Raw genomic sequence first — 26,077 nt, forward strand, 5'->3', positions numbered from 1 at the left:
ACAACTTACGAAGCGGAGGCAGCTTCCTGCTCGCGCTTGATCTCCAGCGCGATGTCGATCAGCTGATCCTCCTGGCCGCCGATGAGCTTGCGCTGCCCGGCCCGGTGCAGCAGCTGATGCGCCGGTACGCCGTAACGCTCCGACTGCCGGATGGCGTGCTTGAGGAAGCTCGAGTACACCCCGGAATAGCCCATGATCAGCGCGTTGCGGTCCAACAGGCACTCGGCCGGCATCGCCGGGGCGACGACCTCCTCAGCGGCGTCGGCGATGTCGAAGAAGTCGATGCCGGTCTTGACGCCGATCTTGTCGAACACCCCGATCAGCGCCTCGACCGGAGCGTTGCCCGCACCGGCGCCGAAGCGGCGGCACGAGCCGTCGATCTGCTTGGCTCCCGCGCGGACGGCTTCGATCGAGTTGGCCACGCCCAGGCCCAGGTTCTCGTGGCCGTGGAAGCCCACCTGCGCGTCGTCGCCCAGTTCGGCGACCAACGCGCTCACCCGGTCGGCCACGCCTTCGAGTACCAGCGCACCGGCCGAGTCGACGACGTAGACGCACTGGCAGCCGGCGTCGGCCATGATCCGGGCTTGCTTGGCGAGCTTCTCCGGGCTGATCGTGTGACTCATCATCAGGAAGCCGACGGTCTCCAGCCCGAGTTCGCGAGCCAGCCCGAAGTGCTGGATCGAGACGTCGGCCTCGGTGCAGTGGGTGGCGATCCGGCAGATCGAGCCGCCGTTGTTCTGCGCCTCCTTGATGTCCTCCTTGGTGCCGACGCCCGGCAACATCAGGAAGGCGATCTTGGATTCCTTGGCCGTCTCGGCGGCCAGCTTGATCAGCTCCTGCTCGGGGGTTTTGGAGAACCCGTAGTTGAAGCTCGAACCGCCCAGCCCGTCACCGTGGGTCACCTCGATCACCGGGACACCAGCGGTGTCCAGCGCGGCGACGATCGCACCGACCTCTTCTTTGGTGAACTGGTGGCGCTTGTGGTGGCTGCCGTCGCGAAGCGACGTGTCCGTCATACGGACGTCCCACATGGGGTTGAAGTAGATGTCGCTCATGCTTGAGCTCCCGTTCCTGCAGAGGCGCGTTCCTTGGCGATCTCCTCGCCCACTTTGGTGGCCGCGGCGGTCATGATGTCCAGATTTCCCGCATAGGGCGGCAGATAGTCGCCCGCACCCTCGACCTCCACGAACGTGGTGACGAGGTGATGGCCGCCGTTGTACACCGTCGGCTCGTCGAACTGCGGCTCGTTGAGCAGACGGTAGCCCGGCACGTAGGTCTGCACCTCGGCGACGACGTCCTTGATGGACTGCGTGATCGCGTCGTGGTCGGCATCCTCGGGGATCGCGCAGAAGATGGTGTCGCGCATGATCATTGGCGGATCAGCCGGATTCAGGATGATGATCGCCTTGCCTCGCTTCGCGCCGCCGATCACCTCCACGCCGGCACTGGTGGTCTTGGTGAACTCGTCGATGTTGGCCCGGGTGCCGGGGCCTGCCGACGCCGACGACACCGACGCGACGATCTCGGCGTACGGCACGTCGACGACGCGGCTCACCGCATAGACCATCGGGATCGTGGCCTGACCACCGCAGGTGACCATGTTGACGTTCGGCGCGTCCAGGTGCGCACGAAGGTTGGCCGGCGGGATCACGCCGGGGCCGACGGCGGCCGGCGTCAGATCGATCGCGCGGATACCAGCCTCTTCGTAACGGGGCGCGGCGGCCCGGTGGACGTAGGCGCTGGTGGCTTCGAACACCAGGTCCGGCTTCTCCGACTGGGCCAGCAGCCAGTCCACACCCTCGTGGCTGGTCTCCAGTCCGAGCTTGCGCGCCCGGGCCAGACCCTCACTCTCGGGATCGATGCCGATCATCCAGCGCGGCTCGAGCCACTCCGAACGAAGGAGCTTGTACAGCAGGTCGGTGCTGATGTTGCCCGACCCGACGATGGCGACAGAACTCTTTTGGGGCATGTGAAGCCTCCTCTTATTCGAATGACAGCCGGACTGAACCCAGACCGGCGAAGTCCGCGACGAACTCGTCGCCTGGGCGGCAGTCGATGGCCCTGGTGCACGACCCCGGCAGGACGATGTCGCCCGCCTTCAGCCGCACACCGAAGCTCTCGACCTTGCGGGCCAGCCACGCCACTGCAGTGACCGGATTGCCGAGGACGGCGTCGCTGCGGCCCTCGGCCACCACCTCGCCGTTGCGGGTGAGCACCGCGTCGATGCCCCTGATGTCAACATCTTTGGGCGATACCCGCTCCTTGCCGAGCACGTAGCCCGCCGACGACGCGTTGTCGGCGATGGTGTCGCACAGCGCGATCTTCCAGTCCTTGATCCGGGTGTCGATGAGTTCGATCGCCGGGGCGAACGCCGCGGTGGCCGCCAGCACGTCGTCCTCGGTGCACCCGGCGCCGGGCAGGTCGTCGGCGAGGATGAAACCGACCTCGACCTCGACGCGCGGAAACAGAAAGCGCCCCGCGGGAACCGGCTGGTCCTCGAACACCTCCATGTCGGCCAGCAGATGGCCGTAGTCGGGCTCGTCGACGCCCATCATTTTCTGCATGGCCTCCGATGACAGGCCGACCTTGTGACCGACCACCCGGGCGCCTTCGGCGATGCGCTGCCGAATGTTGATCAGCTGGATTTCGTAGGCGTCGACCACGTCGATGTCGGGGTGATTGGCTGTCAGCGGCGTCATCGGGACGCGGCTGCGCTCCGCCTCGGCAAGGTCGGCGGCGAGCTCTTCGCGCGTCGAAACGCTCAGCATTCCGGGGAGTCCCATCGTCGGTGTGACCGGGGCGAACGGCGCCCGGTGCGGGCAATTCTAGTGCCGTCCGCAGCGCCGTGGGGTAAGCGTTCCGCTGATCGGAAAGGAGGGGTCAGTAGCGCCCGGACGGGGCAATTCTATAACGTGTTCTAGTATGACAGCTCAGGAGTTCGACGTCGTCGTCGTCGGAAGCGGTGCTGCCGGCATGGTCGCCGCACTTACCGCCGCTCACCAGGGACTATCGACAGTCGTCGTCGAGAAGGCCGCGCACTTCGGCGGCTCGACCGCCCGCTCGGGTGGCGGCGTGTGGATCCCCAACAACGAGATCCTCAAGCGTGACGGGGTCACCGACACCAAAGAAGCCGCGCGTACTTATCTGCACTCGATCATCGGCGACGTGGTGGAACCCGAGCGCATCGACACCTACCTCGAACGCGGGCCGGAAATGCTGTCGTTCGTCCTCAAGCACACGCCGTTGAAGTTGTGCTGGGTGCCCGGGTACTCGGACTACTACCCGGAGGCGCCGGGCGGCCGCCCCGGCGGACGCTCGGTCGAGCCCAAGCCCTTCGACGCCAAGAAACTCGGCCCCGACGAGAAGTTCCTGGAGCCGGCGTACGGCAAGGTTCCGCTCAATGTCGTTGTGATGCAGCAGGATTACATGCGTCTCAATCAGCTCAAGCGCCACCCCCGCGGCGTGTTGAGGAGCTTGAAGGTCGGCGCTCGCACCGTGTGGGCCAACGCACGCGGCAAGAACCTGGTCGGAATGGGCCGGGCGCTGATCGCCCCGATGCGGATCGGCCTGCGCGAGGCCGGTGTTCCCGTGCTGCTCAACACCGCGCTGACCGATCTGTACGTCGAGGACGGCGTGGTCCGCGGCATCTATGTCCGGGACACCACCGGACCGGAAGCGGCTGACCCGCAACTGATCCGCGCACGCCGGGGCGTCATCCTCGGCAGCGGTGGGTTCGAGCACAACGAGCAGATGCGGGTCAAGTATCAGCGCGCGCCGATCACCACCGAGTGGACGGTGGGGGCCGCGGCCAACACCGGCGACGGCATCGTCGCCGCCGAAAAGCTCGGTGCGGCACTGGAATTGATGGAGGACGCCTGGTGGGGTCCGACCGTCCCGCTGGTCGGCTCGCCGTGGTTCGCGCTGTCGGAGCGCAACTCCCCCGGCTCGATCATCGTCAACCTGTCCGGCAAGCGCTTCATGAACGAGTCGATGCCCTACGTCGAGGCCTGCCACCACATGTACGGCGGCCAGTACGGTCAGGGCGCCGGTCCCGGCGAGAACGTCCCGGCATGGCTGGTATTCGACCAGCAGTACCGTGACCGCTACATCTTTGCCGGACTGCAACCGGGACAGCGCATTCCGAAGAAGTGGATGGAATCCGGCGTCATCGTCAAGGCCGACACCCTCGAGGAGCTGGCCAAGGTCACCGGACTGCCCGCGGACGCGTTCCTGGCGACCGTCGAGCGGTTCAACGGGTTCGCCCGCTCCGGTAAGGACGAAGACTTCCGCCGCGGTGAGAGCGCTTACGACCGCTATTACGGCGATCCGACCAACAAGCCCAACCCCAACCTCGGCGAGATCAAGCACGGGCCGTTCTACGCCGCCAAGATGGTGCCCGGCGACCTCGGCACCAAGGGTGGCGTCCGCACCGATGTGAACGGACGGGCTCTGCGCGACGACGGTTCGGTGATCGAAGGCCTGTACGCGGCCGGTAATGTCAGCTCGCCGGTGATGGGGCACACCTATCCCGGCCCGGGCGGCACCATCGGACCCGCGATGGCGTTCGGGTACCTGGCGGCGTTGCACATTGCAGGGAAGGGCTGACATGCCGATCGATCTGTCCGTCGCGCTCGGCGCCGAACTTGAGCCCGTCGAGTTCTCGTGGACGAGCAGCGATGTGCAGCTCTATCAGCTCGGCCTCGGCGCGGGCGCCGATCCGATGGATCCCAAGGAGTTGCGCTACCTGGTGGATCGCACCCCGCAGGTGTTGCCCACCTTCGGCAATGTGGCGGCCAGCTTCCACATGACCGAGCCGCCCGAGGTGAAGTTCCCCGGCATCGAGATCGAGCTGAGCAAGGTGTTGCATGCCAGCGAGGCGGTGACGGTGCCGGCTCCGCTGCCGCCGAGTGGCACCGCGCGTTCGGTGCAGCGGTTCACCGAGATCTGGGACAAGGGTAAGGCGGCGGTCATCGTCAGCGAGACGACGGTGACCGATCCCGACGGCACACTGTTGTGGACCACCAAGCGGTCGATCTTCGCCCGCGGTGAAGGTGGTTTCGGTGGCGAGCGCGGCCCGTCGACGTCGGTGGCCGCGCCCGATCGCGCGCCGGACTACGAGATCTCGGTTCCGGTGCTGCCGCAGCAGGCGCTGCTGTACCGGCTCTGCGGTGACCGCAACCCACTGCATTCCGATCCCGAATTCGCTGCGGCGGCCGGCTTTCCGAAGCCGATCCTGCACGGACTGTGCACCTACGGCATGACGTGCAAGGCGCTGGTGGACACACTGCTCGATGCCGACGTCTCGGCCGTGCAGACCTACGGTGCCCGGTTCGCCGGGGTCGTCTACCCGGGCGAGACCATCAAGGTCAACGTGTGGAAGGACGACGGCCGCTACATCGGTGTGGTCACCGCTCCGGGCCGCGAGGACGCCGTCGTGCTCTCCGACGTCGAGCTCATTCCGGTCTGAGTTTTCCCGCCCGGTCCCGTACCGATCGCACGCGGTCGGCGGTCCAGATTACGAAGTGGTGTGATTTGGACGTCAAATTTACGCATAGGTCAGACTTTCAGCTGGCTCCAAGGTAGGAACTTAGGCAAAGCAAACTTTGGTGCTTCCGCGAAAGGACTTTCCTATGAAGATTGCCCCCACCAAGACCGTCGGCCTCGTCGGCGCAGCCCTGCTCGTGGGCGTCGCCGCAGTCGGCTGTGGTAGCGACGACAAGGGGTCCGAATCGTCGTCGTCATCGTCGTCCGCCGCGTCGAGCTCCGCCACCTCGTCGGCCGCCGCATCGGAGACCACCAGCGCCGCCGCCGCCCCGGCCGGTGACTACAGCAAACTGCTGCTGAAGGCCTCTGACATCGATCCGAGCTTCGTGGCCAGCGATCCGCAGATCAATCCCAATGGTCTGAACGGCGTCGTCCAGTCGATGACGAACCCCGGCAAGAACGAAACCATCGTCTTCGCGATCGTGGTGAGCGAGGATGCCGCCGGCGCTCTCAAGGCCTTGGACTCCGCGAAGGCCGAGCTGCCCAAGGAAGTTGACGGCGCACCGAAGCCCGCCGATGTCGGCGACGGGGGCAACGGCATCATCGCCACCGGCAAGTCACCGGACGGCACGAAGGCGATCACCGAGGTGTACTTCACCCAGGGCAAGTCGCTGGTGAACATCGAATTCTCCAGTGAGCCCAACGATCCCGTGCTGGACGAGACCGCGCTGGCCATCGCCAAGATGCAGGACACCCAGGTCAAGAACAACCTGACCTAAAGCTCGAAGCTCGACAGTAACGCCACGGCGGGAGATCCACGGATGCTCCGCCGTGGCGTTACTGTCGGCGCGCCAAAGCCGCTGCCACTCGGCGCCTGACGGTGCCCGCAGTGTCCTCAGACGTGAAACGTACGACGAGCCAACCCAATTCGGCGAGGTCTTCAAAGCGACGAATGTCCCTGTCGCGCTGGCGACGATCAACGCGGTGGTGGGCGCCTTCGTATTCGAACGCGATCTTGAGGTCTTCATAACCCATATCGAGCTCGGCGATCAAAACGCCGTACTCGTTGCGCACCGGAATCTGGGTTTGCGGTCTGGGGAAACCGGCCCGAACTATCACCAGCCGCAGCCATGTCTCCCTGGGTGATTCCGCGCCCGGGTCGACCAGGTCGAGAGCGGCACGGGCTCGGACGATTCCTCGCCGGCCTTGATGGCGCTCTGCCAAGAGCTCGATGTCGGCAACCTTCAGGCGCGTCGCACGTGCCAACGCGTCGACAGCCGCAATCGCCATGTCCGTCGGATACCAGCACAACAGGTCCAGGGCGGTCCGGGTCGGGACCGTGACGACCATGCCTTCGCGCCGGCAGATCTCGTCGGCCTCGATACTGCAGCCGCGCGCACGCACACCTTGGGTCGCCCGGTGGTTGGTGTCGGCGATCTCCGCGGGTCGTCTCTTGTCGATCCATCTGGCGCCGTGGACAGCAGACGCCGAGAACCCGACGAGCACGCCCCGTCTGCGCGATCGCAACCAGCAGGCCTTGGCCCGCAGCACCGGACTGAGCTCGGTGCCCACCGGGATGTAGATGTCCTGATGGATCGCGCGGAACTTGGTTCGCAGTTCGTGGCGCGTCAGGCGGCAGCCTGCGAGCGCTTCACTCCCGACGAACGGCTCATCCTCCATGCCCGGAGTGTGCCGCCGCCCACCGACAAGACCACGACAGTAACGCCACGGCGGCAGATCAACCGATTGCTCGCCCTGGCGTTACTGTCGGCGCGAAACCCTAGCCCAGGATGATGCCCGACGTCGGGACGCCGGTGCCTGCGGTGACGAGCACGTGCTCGACGTTGTCCACCTGGTTCACCGACGTGCCGCGCAGCTGGCGCACACCTTCGGCGATGCCGTTCATGCCGTGGATGTAGGCCTCGCCGAGCTGACCGCCGTGGGTGTTGATCGGCAGCCGTCCGCCGATCTCCAGCGCACCGTCCTTGACGAAGTCCTTGGCGTCACCCGGCTCGCAGAAACCCAACTCCTCCAACTGAATCAACGTGAAGGGGGTGAAGTGGTCGTAGAGGATCGCGGTCTGGATGTCGGCCGGCGTCAGCCCCGACTGCGCCCACATCTGCTTGCCAACCAGACCCATCTCGGGCAGCCCGAGTTCGGGCCGGTAGTAGCTCGTCATGGAGTACTGATTCGGGCTCGACCCCTGCGCGGCCGCCTCGATGATGGCCGGCCGGTGCTTGAGATCCTTGGCACGCTCGGCCGAGACGATCACCAGGGCGACACCACCATCGGTCTCCTGGCAGCAGTCCAGCAGCCGCAGCGGCTCGGCGATCCACCGCGAATTCTGGTGATCCTCGATGGTGATCGGCTTTTCGTAGAAGTACGCCTTCGGATTATTGGCCGCATGCTTACGGTCCGCGACCGACACGGCGCCGAAATCACGGCTGGTCGCACCGGAGTAGTGCATGTAACGCTGGGCGATCATCGCGACCTGCGCGGCCGGCGTCGAGAGCCCGTGCGGGTATGAGAACGAGTTGTCCACGCCGGTGGAGTCCGCGTTCTCGACCAGCCGCATCTGCACCTGACCGAACCGCATGCCGGAGCGTTCATTGAAAGCCCGATATGCCACAACGCAATCCGCGACACCGGTGGCCACCGCGATCGCCGCCTGCTGGACGGTGGCACATGCCGCACCGCCGCCGTGGTGGATCTTGGAGAAGAACTTCAGATCGCCGATACCGGTGGCCCGCGCGATGGCGACCTCGGTGTTGGAGTCCATCGTGAACGTGGTCATACCGTCGACGTCGGCGGGAGTCAGACCCGCGTCGTCGAGGGCGTCCAGCACGGCCTCCGAGGCCAGCCGCAACTCACTGCGGCCGGAGTTCTTCGAGAAGTCGGTGGCGCCGATGCCGACGATCGCGGCCTTGCCGCTCAGTTCGCCCGGCATTACGCGGCGCCGATCGTCAGCGTGGCGGTGGCGATCACATGATCACCAAGACTGTTGCTGCCAACGATTTTCAGCGTGATCAAACCGTCCTCCACTGCAGTGACCTCACCCGAGAACGTCACCGTGTCATAGGCGTACCACGGCACGCCCAGGCGCAGACCGATCGACTTGATGACGGCGGTCGGGCCTGCCCAATCGGTGATGAACCGCTGCACCAGACCGGTGTCGGTGAGGATGTTGACGAAGATGTCCTTTGAGCCCTTGGCCTGCGCCTTGTCCCGGTCGTGATGCACATCCTGGTAGTCCCGGGTGGCAATCGCCGTCGAGACGATGAACGTCGGGTCGCCGTAGAACTTCAGCTCCGGCAGCTTGGTGCCGACTTCGATTGCAGGCGCGCTCATTTGGCCGGCTCCCACGCATAGTTGGTCCACGCCGGCCCCACATCGTTGGCCGGGAAGTCGATATACATTGCGCGGACGGGCATTCCGATCTTCACGGTCGAGGGATCGACGTTGCGCAGCTCGCCGAGCATCCGCACACCTTCCTCGAGCTCGACGAGCGCGATCACGAAGGGCAGAGTCCGCCCGGGCACCTTCGGCGCATGGTGCACCACGAAGCTGAAGACGGTGCCGTTGCCGCTGGCGACGACGTAATCGGTCTCCTGCTCCTTGTCCAGCCACAACGCCGGAACCGGCGGGTGGACCAGTGTTCCGTCGCCGCGCTTCTGGATGCGCAGTTCATGCGCGTTGACGCCATCCCAGAAGAACTTGGTGTCCTTCGACGACGCCGGACGCATCGCGGAATCGGCGTCGAGGTCATCCGGTACCGCTGATGAGGTAGCGGGGGCCGCCTCCGATTTGTCGGCAGGGATGAACTTCATGATGCGCCACATCATCTCGGCGACATCCTCGTCACCGACCGACCAGGTGATGGTCTGGGTGATGAAGAACGCCTCGCCCAGAGCGGTCCGCTTCGGGCCGACGACATCGGTCAGCTCGGCGGCGACACTGACCTCTTCGCCGGGCCGCAGGTAGCGGTGGTAGGTCTGCTCACAGTTGGTCGCGACGACGCCGATATAGCCTGCCTCGTCGAACAATTCGATGATCTTGCCCAGCGGGTCGTCGTCCGGCCGGACGCCGCCCAGACCCATCATCGTCCACACCTGGATCATCGCCGGCGGGGCGACCAGACCGGGATGGCCTGCCGCCTTGGCGGCAGCCTCGTCGACGTAGATCGGGTTCTTGTCCCCGATCGCGTCGAGCCAGTGGTCGATCATCGGCTGGTTGACCGGATGCCTGCCGACCCGCGGCTTGCTCTTGCCCTCAGCCTTGACCCGCTCGGCAGCGGCCTTGATGTCCTCGACCGAGGCGCTCACCGCGGAACCCTCGGCACCTTCAGACCCGCAGCCGCAATCATCTCGCGCATGACCTCGTTCACTCCGCCACCGAAGGTGATCACCAAATTGCGTTTTGTCTGGCTGTCCAGCCAGTCCATCAGCTCGGCAGTCTCCGGGTCAGCCGGATTGCCGTGTGCAGCAACGATTTCCTCGGCAAGCCGGCCCGCATACTGGATGCGCTCGGTGCCGAAGACCTTGGTGGCGGCCGCATCAGCGACGTCGATGTCCTCGCCCGACGCCGCGACCTGCCAATTGAGCAACTCGTTGATGCGCCACATGGCCTTGAGCTCGCCCAGCGAGCGCTTCACGTCCGCGTGATCGAGCGGAGTGTCTCCGCTGCTGCCCGGCTTCGAGGCCCACGCATGAACCTTGTCGTAGAGCGCCGCGAACCGTCCGGCCGGTCCGAGCATGACCCGCTCGTTGTTGAGCTGGGTGGTGATCAGCCGCCATCCGCCGTTCTCTTCACCGACGAGCATGTCGGCGGGCACCCGCACGTCGTTGTAATACGTGGCGTTGGTGTGGTGGGCGCCGTCGGACAAGATGACCGGCGTCCAGGAGTAACCCGGATCCTTGGTGTCCACGATCAGGATCGAAATGCCCTTGTGCTTCACGGCTTCCGGATCGGTGCGGCAGGCCAGCCAGACGTAATCGGCATCGTGCCCGCCGGTGGTCCACATCTTCTGGCCGTTGACGATGTACTCGTCGCCCTGCTTGACCGCGGAGGTCCGCAGTGACGCCAGGTCGGTGCCGGCCTCCGGTTCGCTGTAGCCGATCGCGAAGTGCACCTCGCCGGCCAGGATCGCCGGCAGGAACTTCTTCTTTTGCGCTTCGGTTCCGTACTGCTGCAACGTCGGTCCAACGGTCTGCAGCGTGACCGCGGGCAGCGGCACATCGGCACGCTGGGCCTCGTTGACGAAGATCGACTGCTCGATGGGGCCGTAGCCCAGGCCGCCGTACTCCTTGGGCCAGCCAACGCCCAGCTTGCCGTCGGAACCCATCCGCTTGATGATCGCGCGGTAGGCCTCGTTGTGCCGGTCGGACTCCATCGCCTGGGCTTCCTCAGGCGAGATGAGATTCGAAAAGTATTCCCGCAGTTCAGCTTGCAGCTGCTTCTGCTCCGGAGTCAGCTCGATGAACATTTACGCTCCCACCAGTTCCAGACGGTGTGCCTTGCCACCCAACAGACGGGTGAGATCCTTGATCGACGAGTAGTAGCGGTGCATCGGGTAGGTGATGTCCATACCCATGCCGCCGTGCAGATGGTGGCACAGTTGCATGACCGGCGGCGCCTGCGAGGTCACCCAATAGCCAAGGATGTCAATGTCTTCGGCCGCATCGCGTCCTTCGGACAGCGCCCAGGACACCGCCGTCGACGCCAACGTGATGGTGCGCGAGGCGATGTAGATCTCGGCGAGCTGCGCGGCGACGGTTTGGAAGGTGGACAGCGGCTTGCCGAACTGGTGCCGGTTGGCGACGTAGTCGGCGGTGAGCCGCAGCGCACCTGCCACCAACCCGGACGCGTAGGCGCCGACGGCGGCCACCACCAGCTGATTGATCCGCCGCACAGTATCGCTGCCGCCCAACACATCTGCGCTGTCGACGGGGGTGTCGGCAAAGGTGACGACGTATTCGTCAGCGTGCGTCGCCGACGGGGTCTTCGCCAGGCTCACGCCGGCCGCCGTGGGCGACACGACCACCACACCGCTATCGGTGCTCACGACGATCCAATCCGCTTGCTCGGCAAAGGGAACGCCGATCTTGGTGCCGTTGAGCTTGCCGTCCGTCAGCCGCGTCTCGGGCCGCTCGGGCAGCGCGCGCCCCGGCTCGTTGAGCGCCGCCGTCAGCACCGCCCCCTTGGCGACACCGGCCAGGTAGCGATCCTGCTGAGAGTCCGACGCCAGGTCCAGCAGCGGAAGCAGACCCAGACCGAGGGTCGCGAACGCGGGACTGATGTTGCCGAACCTGCCGATCTGGGTGAGCGCCGCGGTGATCTCGGCCAGGCCGAGGCCGTCACCGCCCAGGCGCTCGGGGACGCCGAACGCCACGACGCCGCCGGAAACCAGCGCGTCCCAGCTGTTGTCCCGCTCGAGCGCGGACGTCACCACGTCGGTGACTGCCTGCTGCCCTTCGTCCGGACTGAAGTCCACGAAGAATCCTCCTTGATTCTCAGGCGATAAGCGTGTTTTAGGCCGATGCTCCGGTGTAGTCGACCTGCCAGTGCTTGATGGCGTTGAGCCACCCCGAACGTAGCCGCTCCGGTGTGCCCGCGGAGGTGAGATCGGGCATGTGGTCAGCAACTGCATTGAAGATCAGGTTGATCGTCATCTTGGCCAGGTTGGCGCCCACGCAGTAGTGCACCCCGGTGCCACCGAAACCGACGTGCGGATTCGGGTTGCGCAGGATGTTGAAGCTGTACGGGTCCTCGAAGACGTCTTCGTCGAAGTTGGCCGAGCGGTAGAACATCACCACCCGCTGGTCCTTCTTGATCTGCACGCCGGACAGCTCGACGTCCTCGGCGGCGGTGCGCTGGAACGCGGTGACCGGGGTGGCCCAGCGGACGATCTCGTCGGCCGCGGTCTCCGGGCGCTCCTTCTTGTAGAGCTCCCACTGGTCGGGGTTGTTCGCAAACGCGATCATGCCGTGGGTGATCGAGTTGCGGGTGGTCTCGTTGCCGGCCACGGCCAGCATCATCACGAAGAAGCCGAACTCGTCGTCGGAGAGCTTCTCCCCGTCGATGTCGGCGTTGATCAGCGCGGTGACGATGTCGTTGCCGGGGTTCTTACCCTTCACCTCGGCCATGTGCATGGCGTAGGCCAGCACCTCCATCGACGACTGCTTGGGGTCGACGTCGAACTCTTCGTCACCGTTGCCGGTCATTTCGTTCGACCAGCGGAACAGCTTGGCCCGATCGTCCTGGGGCACACCGAGCAAATCGGCGATCGCCTGCAGCGGCAGCTCGCAGGCCACCTGCTCGACGAAGTCTCCGCTGCCGTGGGCGGCGGCCTCCTTGGCGATGATCTGCGCCCGCCGGTCGAGTTCGTCGCGCAGCGCACTGATGGCACGCGGGGTGAACCCCTTGGAGATGATGCGGCGCAGCCGGTCGTGGTACTCGCCGTCCATATTGAGCATGACGACCTTCTGCAGGTCGATGTCCTCGCGCGCCATCTCGTCGGGGAACTGCGGGATGGCGGTGTTGGGCGAGCTCAGGAAAACGTCGTTGCGGCGGGAGACCTCTTTGACGTCCTTGTGCTTGGTGACGACCCAGTAACCGCCGTCGTTGAAGCCGCCCTTGCCGATAGCCTGTTCGCACCACCAGATCGGCGCGACCCGGCGCAGTTCGGCGAGCTCCTCTACCGGCAGCCGCTGCACATGCAGGTCCGGATCCAGAAAGTCGAAACCGGCCGGGATGTTGGGGGTTGGCATGATCATGCGCTCCTCAATATGACGTGTTCTAGTGCCAGTAAAACATGCCTTCACCGCAGACAAAAGGCACCGCAGCATCCTCGCTTGTCAGAGTAATGAAACGTGTTCTAGCCTGACCTCATGGGTAATCCTGTCATCGTCGAAGCCACCCGTAGTCCCATCGGAAAGCGGGGCGGCTGGCTGTCCGGTCTGCATGCGACCGAATTGCTGGGGGCCGTCCAGAGAGCCGTGGTCGAAAAGGCCGGCATCGATGCCGATGAGGTCGAGCAGGTCATCGGTGGCTGCGTCACCCAGTACGGCGAGCAGTCCAACAACATCACCCGCGTGGCGTGGCTGACCGCAGGCCTGCCTGAGCAGATCGGCGCCACCACCGTCGACTGCCAGTGCGGCAGCGCGCAGCAGGCCAACCACCTGATCGCCGGGCTGATCGCGACCGGCGCGATCGACGTCGGCATCGCCTGCGGTATCGAAGCCATGAGCCGCGTTGGCCTCGGCGCCAACGCCGGCCCGGACCGCTCACTGATCCGCGCCGCGTCGTGGGACATCGACATGCCCGATCAGTTCACCGCCGCCGAGCGAATCGCCAAGCGCCGCGGCATCACTCGCGAGGATCTCGACCATCTCGGCTTCCTGTCTCAGCAACGAGCCAAGCGGGCCTGGGACGAGCACCGCTTCGACCGAGAGATCTCCCCGATCGAGGCGCCGATTCTCGACGAGAACAAGCGACCCACCGACGAGCGCCACATGGTCAGCCGTGACCAGGGCCTGCGCGACACCACCATGGAGGGCCTGGCCGGGCTCAAGCCGGTGATGGAAGGCGCCATGCACACTGCGGGCACCTCGTCGCAGATCTCCGACGGTGCCGCCGCGGTGCTGTGGATGGACGAAGACAAGGCGCGCGCGCTGGGGCTCAAGCCGCGGGCGCGCATCATCAGCCAGGCGCTTGTCGGGTCGGAGACCTACTACCACCTCGACGGCCCGGTGCAGTCCACCGCGCGGGTGCTGGAGAAGGCCGGCATGAAGCTCGGCGACATCGACCTGGTCGAGATCAACGAGGCGTTCGCCTCGGTGGTGCTCAGCTGGGCGCAGGTCCACGAGGCCGACATGGACAAGGTGAACGTCAACGGTGGCGCGATCGCGTTGGGCCACCCGGTCGGCAGCACCGGCAGCCGTCTGATCACCACCGCGCTGCACGAACTGGAGCGCACCGATCAGAGCACCGCGCTGATCACCATGTGTGCCGGTGGCGCGTTGTCGACCGGAACCATCATCGAGCGGATCTAGTGGCCACCGACGACGAGCGGATCGCGGCGGCACGGGCATACATCGAGGCTCTCGCCAGTCACAAGGCTGATGATGTGCCGTTCGCGCCGGGCTGCACCCGCATCGAGTTCGGCGTCAAGACCGGATTCTCCGGAGATCAATTGCGCCGCAGTCTCAATCGCGGTCCGCAGTACCTCGTCATCAAGTCGGTCAGCGAGCCGGAGTTCACTGTCAGCGGCGATGAGGTGCATGCCCGATTCGAACTCCTCACCAAACCGACGCTCGCGGGACGACGAGTCGCCGCGCGTATCGACGAGACGTTTCTGATCCCGGCCGCCGATGGCAAGATTCATCACATTCGGGCGATCGTCCGCCCGTTCATCAAGAGCTAGCCGAGGAGTTCTTCTTGCCCAAGCCCCGCCCCAAGGGTCTCGACACACCGACGACGAAGTTCATCATCAAGTGGATGTCCAAAGGGCAGACCGCGCTGTACAAGGCGAGCAAGGGCAAGATCGGCGGCAGTTTCCTCGAAGGTGCGCCGGTGGCGCTGCTGACGACGATCGGGCGCAAGAGCGGTGAGCCGCGGGTCGCGCCGCTGCTCTTCCTCCGCGAGGGCAACCGGGTGGTGTTCGTTGCGTCCCAAGGCGGAAGCGACAAGCACCCGTTGTGGTACCTCAACCTCAAGGCAAACCCGAAGGTCAAGGTCCAGATCAAGGACGAGGTCCTCGAACTGACCGCACGCGATGCCACCGAGGCCGAGCGTGCCGAGTACTGGCCCAAGATGACGGCTTTCTACACCGGCTTCGAGGACTACAAGTCCTGGACCGACCGCGTCATCCCGATCGTGATCTGCGATCCGTAAAGCTACGCCCAGGATCTCGGCGACCAGAGCGCACCCGCGGCGAGTTCCGCGGCCTCGATGCCCGCTCTGAGATCAACGGTGGCCACGAGTAGGTCGGCGCCGTCGGTATCCCCCACCCGTGGCGCTTGAGCCACGATTGACCCGTCCGGTGCGATGATCCGGCTCTTGCCAAGCAGGTCGGCACCGCACTGATTCGCCATGATCCACCACTGGCCGTTGGCCAGCGCATTGGCCGGATACAGGATGTCCCACCAGGATTCGGTAGCGACTTCGTAGGCGCACGGTGCGACCACCACCCGGGCTCCGGCGTCATGCAGTGCGCGCGCATAGCCGGGATGGTCGCCATCGAAACACGTGCTCAATCCCACCGTGCCGAGATTGTCGATCTCGACGACGGTGGCTCGCTCGCCTGCGGTGAACGCCTTGTGCTCGTTCAATGGGGTATACAGATGGACTTTGCGATGGGCGCCCACGAGTCGGCCGTCGGGTCCGTAACACGGTGCGGTGTTGTAGATCCGGTCTGCGGCCAACTCCGGCACTGTTCCCGCGAACAGCCACACCCCGTGGCTGCGCGCGGCATCTGCAAGAGCCCGGCCCCGCACACCGTCGAGCGGTTCGGCCGCCGTGCGCGCATCGTCGGCCACCGTCGCGGGATCGTATCCGCACGGCCACAGCTCCGGAAGCACAATGAGTTCGCAGCCACCGTCCGCGAGGTCGGCGACACGACGCAGCGCGTCGTGGAGATTGCGCTCCGGCTCACCGCATCGCGCCAGCCACTGCGCGATACCGATGGTCAGCGTGTTCGTCATCAGCTGTTCCCGTGCTGCGGGCCGGTCAAATTCTGTGGTGTCAGGATCCTCTCCAGCTCCGAGGCCGTCAGCAGCCCGCGACCGAGAACGAGAGAGGCGATGTCGGAGTCGGAACTCAGCGCGTCGGCGGCGAGCCGGGTTGCCGCCTCGTAGCCGATGTACGGGTTGAGTGCCGTGACCAGTCCGATGGATTGGTCGACGGTGGCCCGCATCCGGTCCACGTTGGCGGTGATCCCGACGACGCACCGTGTCCGCAAGGTGTCGCAGGCCGCTGTCAGGTGGGCCAACGATTCGAACAGACTGTGGGCGATGATCGGCTCGAAGGCGTTGAGCTGCAACTGGCCACCCTCGGCCGCCATGCTGATGGCGACGTCGTTGCCGACCACCTCGAAAGCGACCTGATTGACGACTTCGGGAATCACCGGGTTGACCTTGCCCGGCATGATGCTCGAACCCGCCTGCACCGCAGGAAGATTGATCTCACCCAGGCCTGCGCGCGGACCAGAAGACAGCAGCCGCAGATCGTTGCAGATCTTCGACAGCTTGACCGCCGTACGCTTGAGCACCCCGGACAGCTGGACGAAGGAACCGACATCCTGGGTGGCCTCCACGAGATTCGAGGCGGTCACCAGCGGTAGTTCGGTGGCGGCACAGAGCTCTTCGCAGACCGCCTCGGCGTATCCCCGATGCGTGTTGAGGCCGGTCCCGATCGCGGTGCCGCCGAGGTTGATCTCGCAGATCAATGTTGCGGCCTCCCCCAACCGGTCACTGTCCTCACCTACCATCACCGCGTAGCTGCCGAACTCCTGCCCGAGCGTCATGGGAACCGCGTCCTGCAGTTGGGTGCGTCCCATCTTCAGATGGCCACCGAACTCGACCGCCTTATCGGCGAAGGCCGAAACCAGTTCGGCCATCGCAAGTTGCAGCCGGTGGACCGCGAACTGGAGCGCGATCTTCAACGCCGTCGGGTAGACATCGTTGGTGCTTTGCCCGAGGTTGACGTGCTCGAGTGGATGCAGGTAGCGATACTCGCCGCGCCGGTGTCCGAGTAGCTCCAGACCGCGGTTGGCGATCACCTCGTTGGCGTTCATATTGGTCGACGTGCCGGCACCGCCTTGGATGACGTCGACGACGAACTGGTCGTGCAGCAATCCGGACTTGAGTTCCGCGCATGCCGAGACGATGGCATTCGCGCGTTCTGAACCGAGCAAACCCAGCCGCTGATTGGCAAGCGCAGCAGCCATTTTCACGCAGGCCAGCGCAACAATGAACTCCGGATAGCGTGAGATCTGCGTCCCGGTGATCGGGAAGTTCGCCATCGCGCGAGCGGTATGGACGCCGTAGTACGCCGCGTCGGGGACCTCGCAGTCGCCGAGCAGATCGTGTTCGACACGAACGCTCATCGCGCATCTCCTTCGGCGGTGGCCATCAAGCGTTGGCGAGTGCCGGTATCAACCGCCGCATCCAGCAGCGTAAGCGCCAGTGCCAGCGCACCATCGGTCGCGGCCCGGTCGGCGGCCGGCGAAATGGCGGCAGCGGCGAACTCGACCTGGTGGTTGACCGCGGGCAGCGAGTCGATCCCGATGTAGGGGTGGATGGCCGGAATGCGCTGGGAGACATTGCCCATGTCTGTGGACGCGCGGTTCATCAGCGAGTCGGCGCCGGAACTGAACCGCCGGCCGAGCTCCTCGGCGCGGCGGACGTATCCGGCGAGTAGTCCCTCATCGGTACGGAACTCCGCGTACGGCTTGCTCTCAGCAGTGATGGTCAGTTCACAGCCCGTCGCGTGCGCGCCGGCTTCGAAACACCGGTTGACGCGTTCCTCCAGGCCCGCGAGTTCGGCCAGTGTGCCGGCTCGTACGTACCAACGGCCTTCGGTTCGCTGCGGAATGGCGTTCGGCGCCTCACCGCCGTTGGTCATCACCCCATGCACCCGGACTCCGCTGGGCAGCTGTTGGCGCAGCAGGCCGATCGCCACCTGGGCAATGGTGAAGGCATCAGCGGCATTCACCCCCCGATCCGGATATGCCGCGGCGTGTGCGGCCTTTCCGTCGTACTGAATGTGGCTGTGCGACACCGCGTATGGTTCAGCTCTGGCCACATCGACGGGCCCGGGATGCACCATCGCGGCCGCATGCACGCCGGCGAATCCGCCGCGCTCGAGTATCTCGATCTTGCCGCCGCCGCCCTCCTCTGCAGGTGTCCCGAATACCGACAGCGTGATGCCCAGATCGTCGACGTAGGGTGCCAACGCAACGGCCGCGCCGGTGGAGATCGCGGCGATCACATTGTGGCCGCATGCGTGCCCCATCCCCGGGAGTGCGTCGTACTCGGCACACACCGCCAAATGCAGCGGCCCGGTACCGAGGCGGGCCAGGAAAGCGGTCGACAGACCCGTGAAGTTCTCCTCGACGGCGAATCCGGAGTCGGCAAGGTCGCCGGCCACGCGCGCACAGGACCGGACCTCTTCCCAGGCGATTTCGGGGTGTGCGTGTAGGTCGTGGGACAGCGCAAGGATCTGGCCGGTCGCCCGATCGGCCGCCGACCGGACGGCATCGTCGAGTGCGGTGATCATAGATCCCCCGGCACTCCGTACGAGGGCGCGGCGGTGGGATCGATGCCGCGGGTGCGGTAGTCGGCCTTCTGCGGCGCCCACACCGCCCACAGCCGATGGAGTTCACCGATCGGATCATCGTGCCAGTCGACTCGCAGATCGGTGACCGGCCACGGTACGTCCTCGACCACTTGAAGGCCCGCGGAATGCACAGGTCCCGCTTCACCGCCGACTGCCAGCGCGGCGCCGAGGCCGTCCAGTAGCCGCTGTTCGGTCTGCAGTGCAACGGAATTGAGGTATCCGTCGATCAATGCGTCGATCACCGCCGGTTCGGCGAGCATATTGCCTGCGGCGGCGGCATTCTCGGTCTGCCGCTCGTGGCGGGTGCCAAGCGCCTTGGCGCCGGTGTGGATCGCCGTCCCTCCTGAGGCATCCACGACGATCAGCTGTCGATACTCGGCGAACGGCTCCCCCACGACGGTCTTCTCAAGTGCCGAGGACGCATTCGCTCCTGCCGCAAGCGCATCCAGGGCCAGCGCGCCAAGGTTCGGATTCGTGACGTTCTGACTGGCCACCGCTCCCACACCCGCGCGCAGGTGCACACACCGGGATGCGACCGCGGGACTCGACGAGCACACCACCATGCCGAACGCCGCGCCGTTGCGCACAACGAGCGAGAACGTCACGACCGATCTCCACTGAGCACCGCGGTGGCGTCGATCTCCACCAGCCATTCGGGGCGGGCCAACGCGTCGACGACCAGCCCGGTAGAAACCGGGTAGACGCCTTTCAGCCAGCGCCCCATGACGCGGTACACCGGTTCGCGGTAACGGATGTCAACCAGGTAGACCGTGACCTTGACGATGTCCTCGACACCGCTGCCCGCCTCGTCGAGGAGCATCGCGATGTTGGCCATGGCCTTCTCGGCCTGCGCCTCGACATCGCCGATCCCCACCGACTCCCGGCTGTCGAGGTCTTGGCCGATCTGCCCGCGCAGATAGACGACTCCTCCGGCCACCACCGCTTGGCAGAGATCGTTGTCGAGGTTCTGCTCGGGGTAGGTGTCCTTGGTGTTGAACGGCCGGATTCGCCTGTGGGTCGCGCCGGCCGGCGTCGCATCGCTCATTGACAGAGGTCCTCTCTCAGGTGTTGGCGCAGTCAGTGATCGGCGAGCACAGGCGCCTGGTAGGCGAGGTAACTGCGTTGGATCGCAATCTGATCGGCCAGGTACTTGGCGTCGTGCCAGACTCCCCAGATGAAGCTCGACCCCCGGCGGGACTGCCACGGCAGACCGAGGAAGTAGACACCGGGCTCGCTCGACACACCGCGCTGATGACGCGGACGGCCGCTGTCATCGAAGGTGTCCACCTGAAGCCAGCCGAAGTCGAACGCGAAGCCGACCGCCCAGATGATCGACGTGATGCCTGCCTGCGCAAGCTCCAGCGAGCCGATCGGGTTTGTCACGCACTCCGGATCGGGGGCGAATACCCGAGCCTGTGGCTCCTCGGGTAGGTCCAGCCCGTTGCGGGCGATATAGGCATCTGCCTCGTCGAGCATCGAGAGGTAGTTCGCATCACCGCTTTCGATGTTGGCGCGCAGATCCGGAGCAAAGTTCATCACGCCGTTCTCGTAGGGACCGGCCATCCCGAGCAAGGTGATTCCACGTGCCGCCAGATCGCGGAAATCGACAGTGTGCCCGCCGTGCGCCCCGCTGACCGCGATCGTCACATGCTCGGCGCCACGCGGCGGTGCGGCCATGTCCCACTTGCCGAGAACCCCCAGCCACCAACAGAAGTCGCGGCCACGATAGCTGCGGGGCGGTCGGTCGTGCGGGCCGACGGCGAGATACACACTGCGCCCGGACTGACGCAGTTCGTCGGCGATCTGCACTCCTGATGAACCCGCACCGATCACCAGTACGGCACCGTCGGGCAGTTGCTCGGGGTTGTGATACGAGCTGGAGTGCAGCTGATGAACGCCCGCACTCTCGGGGACCACCGGGGGGATGATCGGTTTCTGGAACGCGCCGGTGGCGGCGACGACGTATCGGGCGTCGATGGTCCCGGCGGTTGTCTCGGCCCGGAAGCCGCTGCGCCCCTCGAGCTTTCGAACGGATTCCACGGTGACACCAGTACGGATCGGCGCGTCGATCTTGTCCGCGTACGCGACGAGGTAGTCGGCGACCTCTTCCTTGCCTGCGAAGGCGTCGGGGGCGATGTCGAAGTCCAGCCCCGGGAACCGGTCGTGCCACGCCGGGCCGTTGGCGACCAATGAGTCCCAGCGCCATGACCGCCACCGTTCGGCGATGCGGTCGCGCTCCACGACCAGATGCGGCACGCCGTGCGCACTGAGGTGCTCACTCATCGCGATCCCCGCCTGCCCAGCCCCGACAACGAGAACCTCGACCTCTTCGATCGCCAATTTGACCTCCACGGACTCGGCGTTCCTGCTCGCCCTCCATCGTTCAAGCCGCTCTTGCATCTGTACAGCGCGTAGATCCGATGTACGGCATCGATGAAAACGATCCACGCTGGTCGTGGTGTCAGATCTTGGGCGGGTTCGCGAACAGGTTGCGGCACAGGTCCGCCACCACACTGGCCCGGCGGGTGGGACGGGCGGCCACCGCGTCGAGCAGCACCACGGTGAGGCTCGGCGGGTCACCACTGATCGGGATCGCCGCCACGGCATGGCCGTCGAGCGCGGTGGGCACCGCGGCCCGCAGGTTCAGCACGCAGTAGGCCAGCCCGCGCCCGACCAGGGCCCGGCAGGTCTCGACCGTCGTCGAGCGATACCGGATGTTCGGCGTGACGCCGGCGGCGCGGAACACGCTCTGGAAGTAGTCGCGGCTGTGCGGCAGGTCCAGCAACACCATCGGTTCGTCGGCCAGCTCGGCGAGATCGACGCTGTCCCGCGTCGCGAAGCGGTGCTCCCCCGACACCAGGACATACGGCGGCAACGTGTACAGCGGCCAGCGCTTCAACCGTGGATCGTCGACGAGGTCGTAGCCGATGCCGAGTTCGAACGTCCCGTTGGCGACGCCCTCGGCCAGATCGGCGAGATCGACCTCGGTGGTCAACAGATCGAGTTTGGGGAGTTTCTCGGCGGCGGTGGCCAACAACTCCGGCAGCAGGTAGGGCGCCACCACCTGGAAGCAGCCGATCGACAGAGTGCCGCTCAGTGAGGTGCCCAATCCCTGTGCGACTGCTCGCAGGTCACCCGCCGATGCCAGCAGCTGGCGGCTGGCCACCAGAAGTTCCTTGCCCGCGGGTGTCAGGCTGATGCCCCGCGCGTGGTGCCGAACCAGCAACTGGACCGACAGCGCATTCTCCAGGTCGGCCAGCGCGGCCGACATCGCCGATTGCGACAGGTGGACCGACGCCGCCGCCCGCGTGACACTGCCTGCCTCGGCCACCGCGACGAAGTACTCGAGTTGTCGCAACGTGTAGTCGGACATGTCGGCGCCTTCCGCATCAGGAAAATCGATCCTAGGGTTCGGAAACACCTGCTGTACAGGTTCATGCGGTGCGTGCAGGGTGGAACTGTGACGCTTTCCGCAGATGCCCACCCCGAGACTCTGGACGACTGGACCCGGCACGCCGCCGAGATCGAGCCTCGAGCCGGCGTTTTCATCGACGGCACCTTCCGGACTGCCGCATCGGGGGCGACCTTCGATTCGGTCAACCCGGCCACCGGCGAGGTCATCGCTGCGGTGGCCTCAGCCCAGGACGCCGATGTCGATCTGGCCGTGCGATCGGCCCGGCGGACGTTCGACGGTGGCGAGTGGTCGCGCTGCGCCATCTCCGACCGTAAGCGGGTGCTGTTGCGGCTGGCGGACTTGATCAGCGAGCACAGCGTCGAACTGGCGCTGCTGGACTCCATGGACATGGGCAAGCTCGTCATCGAAGCCCACAGCGTTGACGTTCCATCGGCCGCCGGCTTGGTCGCCTACTACGGCGAGGCACTGGACAAGATCAACGGCGAGATCGCACCCACCGAACCGGGCAATCTCGCCCTGGTCAGCCGTGAACCGCTCGGCGTGGTCGGCGCCGTGACCCCGTGGAACTTCCCGCTCGACCTCGCCGTGTGGAAAGTCGCCCCGGCACTGGCCGCGGGAAATTCGGTGGTGCTCAAGCCCTCTGAACGCGCGCCGCTGTCCTCACTGCGGCTGGCCGAACTGGCAGCCGAAGCGGGTGTGCCCGCCGGGGTGTTCAACGTCGTCCCCGGCCTGGGTCAGACCGCGGGTGCCGCCCTCGGCCTGCACCCCGACGTCGACGTCATTGCGTTCACCGGCTCGACCGCAACCGGAAAGGCGTTTCTGCGTTACGCCGCCGACTCCAACCTCAAACAGGTCTGGCTCGAATGCGGCGGCAAGAGCCCCAATCTGGTTTTCGCGGATGCCGACCTGGAGCAGGCCGTCGACAAGGCACTGTTCGGCGCCTTCTACAACCAGGGCGCGGTGTGCTCGTCGAATTCCCGCCTGCTGGTGGAGAAGTCGATCGCCGAGGAATTCGTCGCCGAATTGGTGAACCGCGCCGGCCAGATGCGTCCGGGTAACCCGCTGGATCCGGTGGCCGCCCAAGGCGCAATCGTCGACGCCGCCCACACCGAGCACGTCCTCGGCTTCGTCGAGCGGGCCCGCGAGCGCGGCGACATCAGGGTCGGCGGTCGACGAGTCGACGGCGGCTGCTTCATCGAGCCGACCGTGGTGACCGGCCTCGGCCCCCGCGACGAACTGATCACCGACGAAGTCTTCGGTCCCGTTCTCGCCGTGCAGACATTCGACGATCAGGACGAGGCGATCCGGATGGCGAACGACACCGTCTACGGCTTGGCCGCATCCGTATGGACCAACGACCTGCGCCGGGCTCACACGGTCTCCGCGGCCTTGCGGGCCGGCACTGTATCGGTGAATACGGTCGACGCACTCAGTGCTGGAACGCCGTTCGGCGGTTTCAAGCAATCCGGCTTCGGCCGGGATCTGTCCCTGCACGCGCTCGACAAGTACACCGGTCTGAAGACCACGTGGATCGCCCTCTAGGAGCACATGATTCGCGGCGCCCTCGGTGCTGACCAGATGGGTGCCGAGCCCGCTGCGGGCGATGTGCCTCGTCACCGGCCAGTGGCTGTTCGGCACCGGCGAGGCGATGATCGTGGCGGCCCAGCTGGGTAATTCGCCATGGACAGTGTTCGCCCAGGGCACTGCGATGCGCGCTGGACTGTCCATCGGACTGATGACGAATCTCATCGGCGCACTGGTCCTGCTGCTGTGGGTTCCTTTGCGGCAGCGGCCTGGTCTGGGGACGGTGGCAAACGTGCTGCTGGTCGGCACCGCGCTCGATGTCACCGCGCACTGGCTGCCCGCACCGAGTGGCCTGCCGGAGCGCATCGCGCTGTGCCTGGGCGGCATCCTCGTCGTCGCATTGGGCAGCGGCATCTATCTGACGACGGGGCTGGGACCCGGCCCGCGGGACGGACTCATGACCGGAATCGCGCGGGTGTCGGGGTGGCCCCTGGCCGCGGCGCGCGTTGCCGTCGAGGCGACGGTGCTGATCGCCGGCTGGCTGTTGGGCGGCGCCGCCGGCCTGGGGACCCTGCTGTTCGCGGTCTTCATCGGACCCTGTGTCCAGATCGCGGTGCGGCTGATCGGCCGTATGCCGGACCGAGACCTCTGACATCGACACCGCGGCACCCTCACTGCAGAGCGGGTTCGCTCTCCACGGCCGAGTCCATGCCGTCGGCCGTACGACGTTGGATCCGAAGGGGTCTCGCCGCCAGATAGCCGACGAGGCCCAGCACGGTCAGGGTGGCCAGCGTGCCGAGCGTGAACGCCTCGAACACGCCCGCGCTCACGCCCCAGGTCTCCTCGAAGTCGTAGTCCAGGCCGAAGAGGCGGTCCAGCGTGCCGGGGAAAACGGCCACCCAACTCCCCAGTGCCACCCAGGCGAAGCAGAGTGCGCCCATCGCACGGAATACGTTGTTCGACACCGGAACCCTGAACGGACGGACGACATCGGGGAATGCCGTGCGCAGCCGCACCGCCGCCGGAATCGAGATCAGATAGCTCAGCAGGAATGTCGACACCGAGATCGACAGCACAACGCCGAACACCGCAGCCGCTGATCCGCTCAGCGCCATGGCGGCCAGCATGAAGACGGTCCCGACGACACCGGACAGCAGATTCACCCGTACGGGCGTGCCCAGCCTGGGGTGGAAGTGGCCGAAGAAGCCGCGGAAGAAGGCGCCGTCGGCCGCGGCCATCGCCTGCATCCGGTCGCTGATGATCATCCAGGCAGACCCTTGCGTCATCAGAACAAGGGCGAACACGACGCCGGTCAGGGTCAGCATGGTCGGTGCCGCGGATCCGTAGACGCTGTAGACGGTGGCGACGGCCTCCATGAGACCCCCGATGCCGGTGATCTTTTCGGCAGGCACGACGAGCAGAATGGCAGCGATCGGCAGCAAGTAGGCGGCCGCGGCGATGGCCGACGAGCGTGCGATGGCGATCGGTACGTCGCGGGCGGGCTTCTTCATCTCTTCGGCCGCGCTGTTGCCCGACTCGAATCCGAGATAGGAGAACAACAGCAGCGGCGTGACGCCGAGAAGACCAGCCAGTGTCGGGGAGAAGTCGCTCGAGGTCAGTCCCGCGAAGCCGTTGCGGGCGGCGTAGATTCCCGCGGTTACGAGGAATCCCACCAGGAATCCGATCTTGAGGATCGCACCGAGATTTGGGATCCACTTGCCGTGTCGCAAGCTGACCACTGCGGCGAGCACGGTCATCCAGATGAACACGGTTTTGAATATGTAGTCGGTCCATGAGCCGTGTTCGAATGGCATGACGTACTGACTCCACACCTCGGCGGCGATGAACGTGCACGAACCGCCCACCCACACCGGCTGTGTCACCCATGTCAGCAGCGACGCGATGGCCGCCATCGGCCGGCCGAACGCCCGTCGCACCCATACGTACACGCCGCCCTCGTCGGTGAAGGTACTGCCGATTTCGGCGAAGATCAGGCCGTACGGCACCAGGAACAACACTGCGAGCACCAGTGCCCAGGTGAAGGTCTGACCTCCGAAGCTGGACACTTGCCCGAGCACTTCGATGGAGACCACTGCCGCCACGATGAGGAAGATGATGTCGAGCCGGCCGAGCGACTTCTGGAGATGTCTGCTCTGAGTGGCGGCCAGGACAGTCTGTTGCTCCGCCGATACTTCGAATGGCTTGTCTGGGGCCATTTATCGCGCCTTTACTTGAGTCGTCAGCGATGGGATACCGCTGCTGTGAGATAAGACACTGCGGCCTCCGGGGCCACCTGTAAAGCGCTCTTTTCCTGCTTAG

At 65.7% G+C, this 26,077-nt stretch carries 26 protein-coding genes; 8 read left to right on the forward strand and 18 right to left on the reverse strand.

Translation table 11 applies throughout. From position 1 onward, the window contains the following. Positions 1–5: 5 nt before the first annotated feature. From dmpG to BST42_RS11720, 3 genes are read right to left on the reverse strand one after another with little or no spacing between them, the layout of a single operon-like run. Positions 6–1,055 (reverse strand): 4-hydroxy-2-oxovalerate aldolase, encoded by a 1,050-nt coding sequence (gene dmpG / locus BST42_RS11710; protein ID WP_083118731.1) that lies wholly within the window; start codon positions 1,053–1,055, stop codon positions 6–8. Continuing rightward, positions 1,052–1,969 (reverse strand): acetaldehyde dehydrogenase (acetylating), encoded by a 918-nt coding sequence (locus tag BST42_RS11715; RefSeq protein ID WP_083118732.1) that lies wholly within the window; start codon positions 1,967–1,969, stop codon positions 1,052–1,054. The genes dmpG and BST42_RS11715 overlap by 4 nt, the downstream gene beginning before the upstream one ends. Before the next feature lie 13 nt (positions 1,970–1,982). After that, complete coding sequence (locus BST42_RS11720; RefSeq protein WP_083118733.1) at positions 1,983–2,768, reverse strand: 2-keto-4-pentenoate hydratase; 786 nt, start codon at positions 2,766–2,768, stop codon at positions 1,983–1,985. A 154-nt stretch (positions 2,769–2,922) separates the two neighbouring features. Here BST42_RS11720 and kstD point away from each other — a divergent pair, with 154 nt between their 5' ends. The 3 genes from kstD to BST42_RS11735 all read left to right on the forward strand — a co-directional run bounded on the left by kstD (position 2,923) and on the right by BST42_RS11735 (position 6,263). Further along, the gene (kstD, locus tag BST42_RS11725; RefSeq protein ID WP_083118734.1) at positions 2,923–4,605 is read left to right on the forward strand and encodes a 3-oxosteroid 1-dehydrogenase; all 1,683 of its coding nucleotides are present in this window, start codon (positions 2,923–2,925) and stop codon (positions 4,603–4,605) included. A 1-nt stretch (position 4,606) separates the two neighbouring features. Then, positions 4,607–5,467 carry an enoyl-CoA hydratase ChsH3 gene (locus BST42_RS11730; protein WP_083118735.1) on the forward strand — a complete coding sequence of 287 codons (861 nt, stop codon included), beginning with the start codon at positions 4,607–4,609 and terminating at the stop codon, positions 5,465–5,467. A gap of 163 nt (positions 5,468–5,630) precedes the next feature. Next, complete coding sequence (locus BST42_RS11735; RefSeq protein ID WP_083118736.1) at positions 5,631–6,263, forward strand: hypothetical protein; 633 nt, start codon at positions 5,631–5,633, stop codon at positions 6,261–6,263. Positions 6,264–6,321: 58 nt separating this feature from the next. On the opposite strand, the gene BST42_RS11740 is transcribed toward BST42_RS11735, so the two are convergent. From BST42_RS11740 to BST42_RS11770, 7 genes are all read right to left on the reverse strand, one after another. Then, positions 6,322–7,164, reverse strand: a complete 843-nt coding sequence (locus BST42_RS11740; RefSeq protein ID WP_083118737.1) for a putative endonuclease domain-containing protein — start codon at positions 7,162–7,164, stop codon at positions 6,322–6,324. Between the two features lie 100 nt (positions 7,165–7,264). Beyond that, positions 7,265–8,431, reverse strand: coding sequence for a 17-hydroxy-3-oxo-4-pregnene-20-carboxyl-CoA lyase (gene ltp2 / locus BST42_RS11745; RefSeq protein ID WP_083118738.1), 1,167 nt, complete (start codon positions 8,429–8,431; stop codon positions 7,265–7,267). Beyond that, positions 8,431–8,832, reverse strand: coding sequence for a MaoC family dehydratase (locus BST42_RS11750; protein WP_083118739.1), 402 nt, complete (start codon positions 8,830–8,832; stop codon positions 8,431–8,433). The genes ltp2 and BST42_RS11750 overlap by 1 nt, the downstream gene beginning before the upstream one ends. Next, positions 8,829–9,806: a bifunctional MaoC family dehydratase N-terminal/OB-fold nucleic acid binding domain-containing protein gene (locus BST42_RS11755; RefSeq protein ID WP_083118740.1), complete on the reverse strand. Its 978-nt coding sequence runs from the start codon at positions 9,804–9,806 to the stop codon at positions 8,829–8,831. The genes BST42_RS11750 and BST42_RS11755 overlap by 4 nt, the downstream gene beginning before the upstream one ends. After that, positions 9,803–10,966, reverse strand: a complete 1,164-nt coding sequence (gene fadE29, locus BST42_RS11760) for an acyl-CoA dehydrogenase FadE29 (RefSeq protein WP_083118741.1) — start codon at positions 10,964–10,966, stop codon at positions 9,803–9,805. Before fadE29 ends, BST42_RS11755 begins: the two co-directional genes overlap by 4 nt. Then, the gene (locus BST42_RS11765) at positions 10,967–11,974 is read right to left on the reverse strand and encodes an acyl-CoA dehydrogenase family protein (protein WP_083118742.1); all 1,008 of its coding nucleotides are present in this window, start codon (positions 11,972–11,974) and stop codon (positions 10,967–10,969) included. A gap of 37 nt (positions 11,975–12,011) precedes the next feature. After that, positions 12,012–13,250 (reverse strand): cytochrome P450, encoded by a 1,239-nt coding sequence (locus BST42_RS11770; protein WP_083118892.1) that lies wholly within the window; start codon positions 13,248–13,250, stop codon positions 12,012–12,014. Between the two features lie 120 nt (positions 13,251–13,370). Between BST42_RS11770 and BST42_RS11775 the strand changes: the two genes are divergently transcribed. The 3 genes from BST42_RS11775 to BST42_RS11785 are packed head-to-tail and all read left to right on the forward strand — an operon-like array spanning position 13,371 to position 15,375. Beyond that, positions 13,371–14,534: a steroid 3-ketoacyl-CoA thiolase gene (locus tag BST42_RS11775; protein ID WP_083118743.1), complete on the forward strand. Its 1,164-nt coding sequence runs from the start codon at positions 13,371–13,373 to the stop codon at positions 14,532–14,534. Further along, positions 14,534–14,905 carry a DUF8021 domain-containing protein gene (locus BST42_RS11780; RefSeq protein ID WP_083118744.1) on the forward strand — a complete coding sequence of 124 codons (372 nt, stop codon included), beginning with the start codon at positions 14,534–14,536 and terminating at the stop codon, positions 14,903–14,905. Before BST42_RS11775 ends, BST42_RS11780 begins: the two co-directional genes overlap by 1 nt. 14 nt (positions 14,906–14,919) lie before the next feature. Next, a complete protein-coding gene (locus BST42_RS11785; protein WP_083118745.1) occupies positions 14,920–15,375 on the forward strand; it encodes a nitroreductase family deazaflavin-dependent oxidoreductase in 456 nt (151 codons plus the stop codon). A gap of 2 nt (positions 15,376–15,377) precedes the next feature. Here the strand turns inward: BST42_RS11785 and BST42_RS11790 are convergent, their stop codons facing one another. The 7 genes from BST42_RS11790 to BST42_RS11820 all read right to left on the reverse strand — a co-directional run bounded on the left by BST42_RS11790 (position 15,378) and on the right by BST42_RS11820 (position 22,192). Continuing rightward, positions 15,378–16,184, reverse strand: coding sequence for a carbon-nitrogen hydrolase family protein (locus BST42_RS11790; protein ID WP_083118746.1), 807 nt, complete (start codon positions 16,182–16,184; stop codon positions 15,378–15,380). Then, positions 16,184–17,587: an aspartate ammonia-lyase gene (locus tag BST42_RS11795; protein ID WP_083118747.1), complete on the reverse strand. Its 1,404-nt coding sequence runs from the start codon at positions 17,585–17,587 to the stop codon at positions 16,184–16,186. The genes BST42_RS11790 and BST42_RS11795 overlap by 1 nt, the downstream gene beginning before the upstream one ends. Further along, positions 17,584–18,759 carry a M20 family metallopeptidase gene (locus BST42_RS11800; protein WP_083118748.1) on the reverse strand — a complete coding sequence of 392 codons (1,176 nt, stop codon included), beginning with the start codon at positions 18,757–18,759 and terminating at the stop codon, positions 17,584–17,586. Before BST42_RS11800 ends, BST42_RS11795 begins: the two co-directional genes overlap by 4 nt. Next, positions 18,756–19,424, reverse strand: coding sequence for a DUF1028 domain-containing protein (locus BST42_RS11805; RefSeq protein WP_083118749.1), 669 nt, complete (start codon positions 19,422–19,424; stop codon positions 18,756–18,758). Before BST42_RS11805 ends, BST42_RS11800 begins: the two co-directional genes overlap by 4 nt. Beyond that, the gene (locus BST42_RS11810; protein ID WP_083118750.1) at positions 19,421–19,864 is read right to left on the reverse strand and encodes a RidA family protein; all 444 of its coding nucleotides are present in this window, start codon (positions 19,862–19,864) and stop codon (positions 19,421–19,423) included. Before BST42_RS11810 ends, BST42_RS11805 begins: the two co-directional genes overlap by 4 nt. A 32-nt stretch (positions 19,865–19,896) precedes the next feature. Beyond that, complete coding sequence (locus BST42_RS11815) at positions 19,897–21,159, reverse strand: flavin-containing monooxygenase (RefSeq protein WP_083118893.1); 1,263 nt, start codon at positions 21,157–21,159, stop codon at positions 19,897–19,899. A gap of 121 nt (positions 21,160–21,280) precedes the next feature. Beyond that, entirely contained in the window at positions 21,281–22,192 is a 912-nt protein-coding gene (locus BST42_RS11820) for a LysR family transcriptional regulator (protein WP_083118751.1), read from the reverse strand. 87 nt (positions 22,193–22,279) lie between these two features. Between BST42_RS11820 and BST42_RS11825 the strand changes: the two genes are divergently transcribed. Next, entirely contained in the window at positions 22,280–23,776 is a 1,497-nt protein-coding gene (locus tag BST42_RS11825; RefSeq protein WP_237159365.1) for an aldehyde dehydrogenase, read from the forward strand. A 25-nt stretch (positions 23,777–23,801) separates the two neighbouring features. Next, the gene (gene yczE / locus BST42_RS11830) at positions 23,802–24,410 is read left to right on the forward strand and encodes a membrane protein YczE (protein WP_237159366.1); all 609 of its coding nucleotides are present in this window, start codon (positions 23,802–23,804) and stop codon (positions 24,408–24,410) included. Positions 24,411–24,429: 19 nt separating this feature from the next. On the opposite strand, the gene BST42_RS11835 is transcribed toward yczE, so the two are convergent. Beyond that, on the reverse strand, positions 24,430–25,974 hold the full coding sequence (locus BST42_RS11835; RefSeq protein ID WP_083118753.1) for an APC family permease: 1,545 nt from the start codon (positions 25,972–25,974) through the stop codon (positions 24,430–24,432). Positions 25,975–26,077: the final 103 nt, after the last annotated feature.

This window comes from Mycolicibacterium rhodesiae, from assembly GCF_002086695.1.
Lineage (GTDB): Bacteria > Actinomycetota > Actinomycetes > Mycobacteriales > Mycobacteriaceae > Mycobacterium > Mycobacterium rhodesiae.

What these genes read in the sequence shown, in the direction of transcription:
- BST42_RS11820 (WP_083118751.1), bottom strand. Translation starts at nt 22,192, where the DNA reads ATGTCCGACTACACGTTGCGACAACTCGAGTACTTCGTCGCGGTGGCC.
- BST42_RS11750 (WP_083118739.1), bottom strand. Translation starts at nt 8,832, where the DNA reads ATGAGCGCGCCTGCAATCGAAGTCGGCACCAAGCTGCCGGAGCTGAAG.
- ltp2 (WP_083118738.1), bottom strand. Translation starts at nt 8,431, where the DNA reads ATGCCGGGCGAACTGAGCGGCAAGGCCGCGATCGTCGGCATCGGCGCC.
- BST42_RS11800 (WP_083118748.1), bottom strand. Translation starts at nt 18,759, where the DNA reads ATGATCACCGCACTCGACGATGCCGTCCGGTCGGCGGCCGATCGGGCG.
- dmpG (WP_083118731.1), bottom strand. Translation starts at nt 1,055, where the DNA reads ATGAGCGACATCTACTTCAACCCCATGTGGGACGTCCGTATGACGGAC.
- BST42_RS11735 (WP_083118736.1), top strand. Translation starts at nt 5,631, where the DNA reads ATGAAGATTGCCCCCACCAAGACCGTCGGCCTCGTCGGCGCAGCCCTG.
- BST42_RS11730 (WP_083118735.1), top strand. Translation starts at nt 4,607, where the DNA reads ATGCCGATCGATCTGTCCGTCGCGCTCGGCGCCGAACTTGAGCCCGTC.
- BST42_RS11720 (WP_083118733.1), bottom strand. Translation starts at nt 2,768, where the DNA reads ATGCTGAGCGTTTCGACGCGCGAAGAGCTCGCCGCCGACCTTGCCGAG.
- kstD (WP_083118734.1), top strand. Translation starts at nt 2,923, where the DNA reads ATGACAGCTCAGGAGTTCGACGTCGTCGTCGTCGGAAGCGGTGCTGCC.
- BST42_RS11810 (WP_083118750.1), bottom strand. Translation starts at nt 19,864, where the DNA reads ATGAGCGATGCGACGCCGGCCGGCGCGACCCACAGGCGAATCCGGCCG.
- BST42_RS11715 (WP_083118732.1), bottom strand. Translation starts at nt 1,969, where the DNA reads ATGCCCCAAAAGAGTTCTGTCGCCATCGTCGGGTCGGGCAACATCAGC.
- fadE29 (WP_083118741.1), bottom strand. Translation starts at nt 10,966, where the DNA reads ATGTTCATCGAGCTGACTCCGGAGCAGAAGCAGCTGCAAGCTGAACTG.
- BST42_RS11835 (WP_083118753.1), bottom strand. Translation starts at nt 25,974, where the DNA reads ATGGCCCCAGACAAGCCATTCGAAGTATCGGCGGAGCAACAGACTGTC.
- BST42_RS11775 (WP_083118743.1), top strand. Translation starts at nt 13,371, where the DNA reads ATGGGTAATCCTGTCATCGTCGAAGCCACCCGTAGTCCCATCGGAAAG.
- BST42_RS11770 (WP_083118892.1), bottom strand. Translation starts at nt 13,250, where the DNA reads ATGCCAACCCCCAACATCCCGGCCGGTTTCGACTTTCTGGATCCGGAC.
- BST42_RS11740 (WP_083118737.1), bottom strand. Translation starts at nt 7,164, where the DNA reads ATGGAGGATGAGCCGTTCGTCGGGAGTGAAGCGCTCGCAGGCTGCCGC.
- BST42_RS11795 (WP_083118747.1), bottom strand. Translation starts at nt 17,587, where the DNA reads ATGAGCGTTCGTGTCGAACACGATCTGCTCGGCGACTGCGAGGTCCCC.
- BST42_RS11790 (WP_083118746.1), bottom strand. Translation starts at nt 16,184, where the DNA reads ATGACGAACACGCTGACCATCGGTATCGCGCAGTGGCTGGCGCGATGC.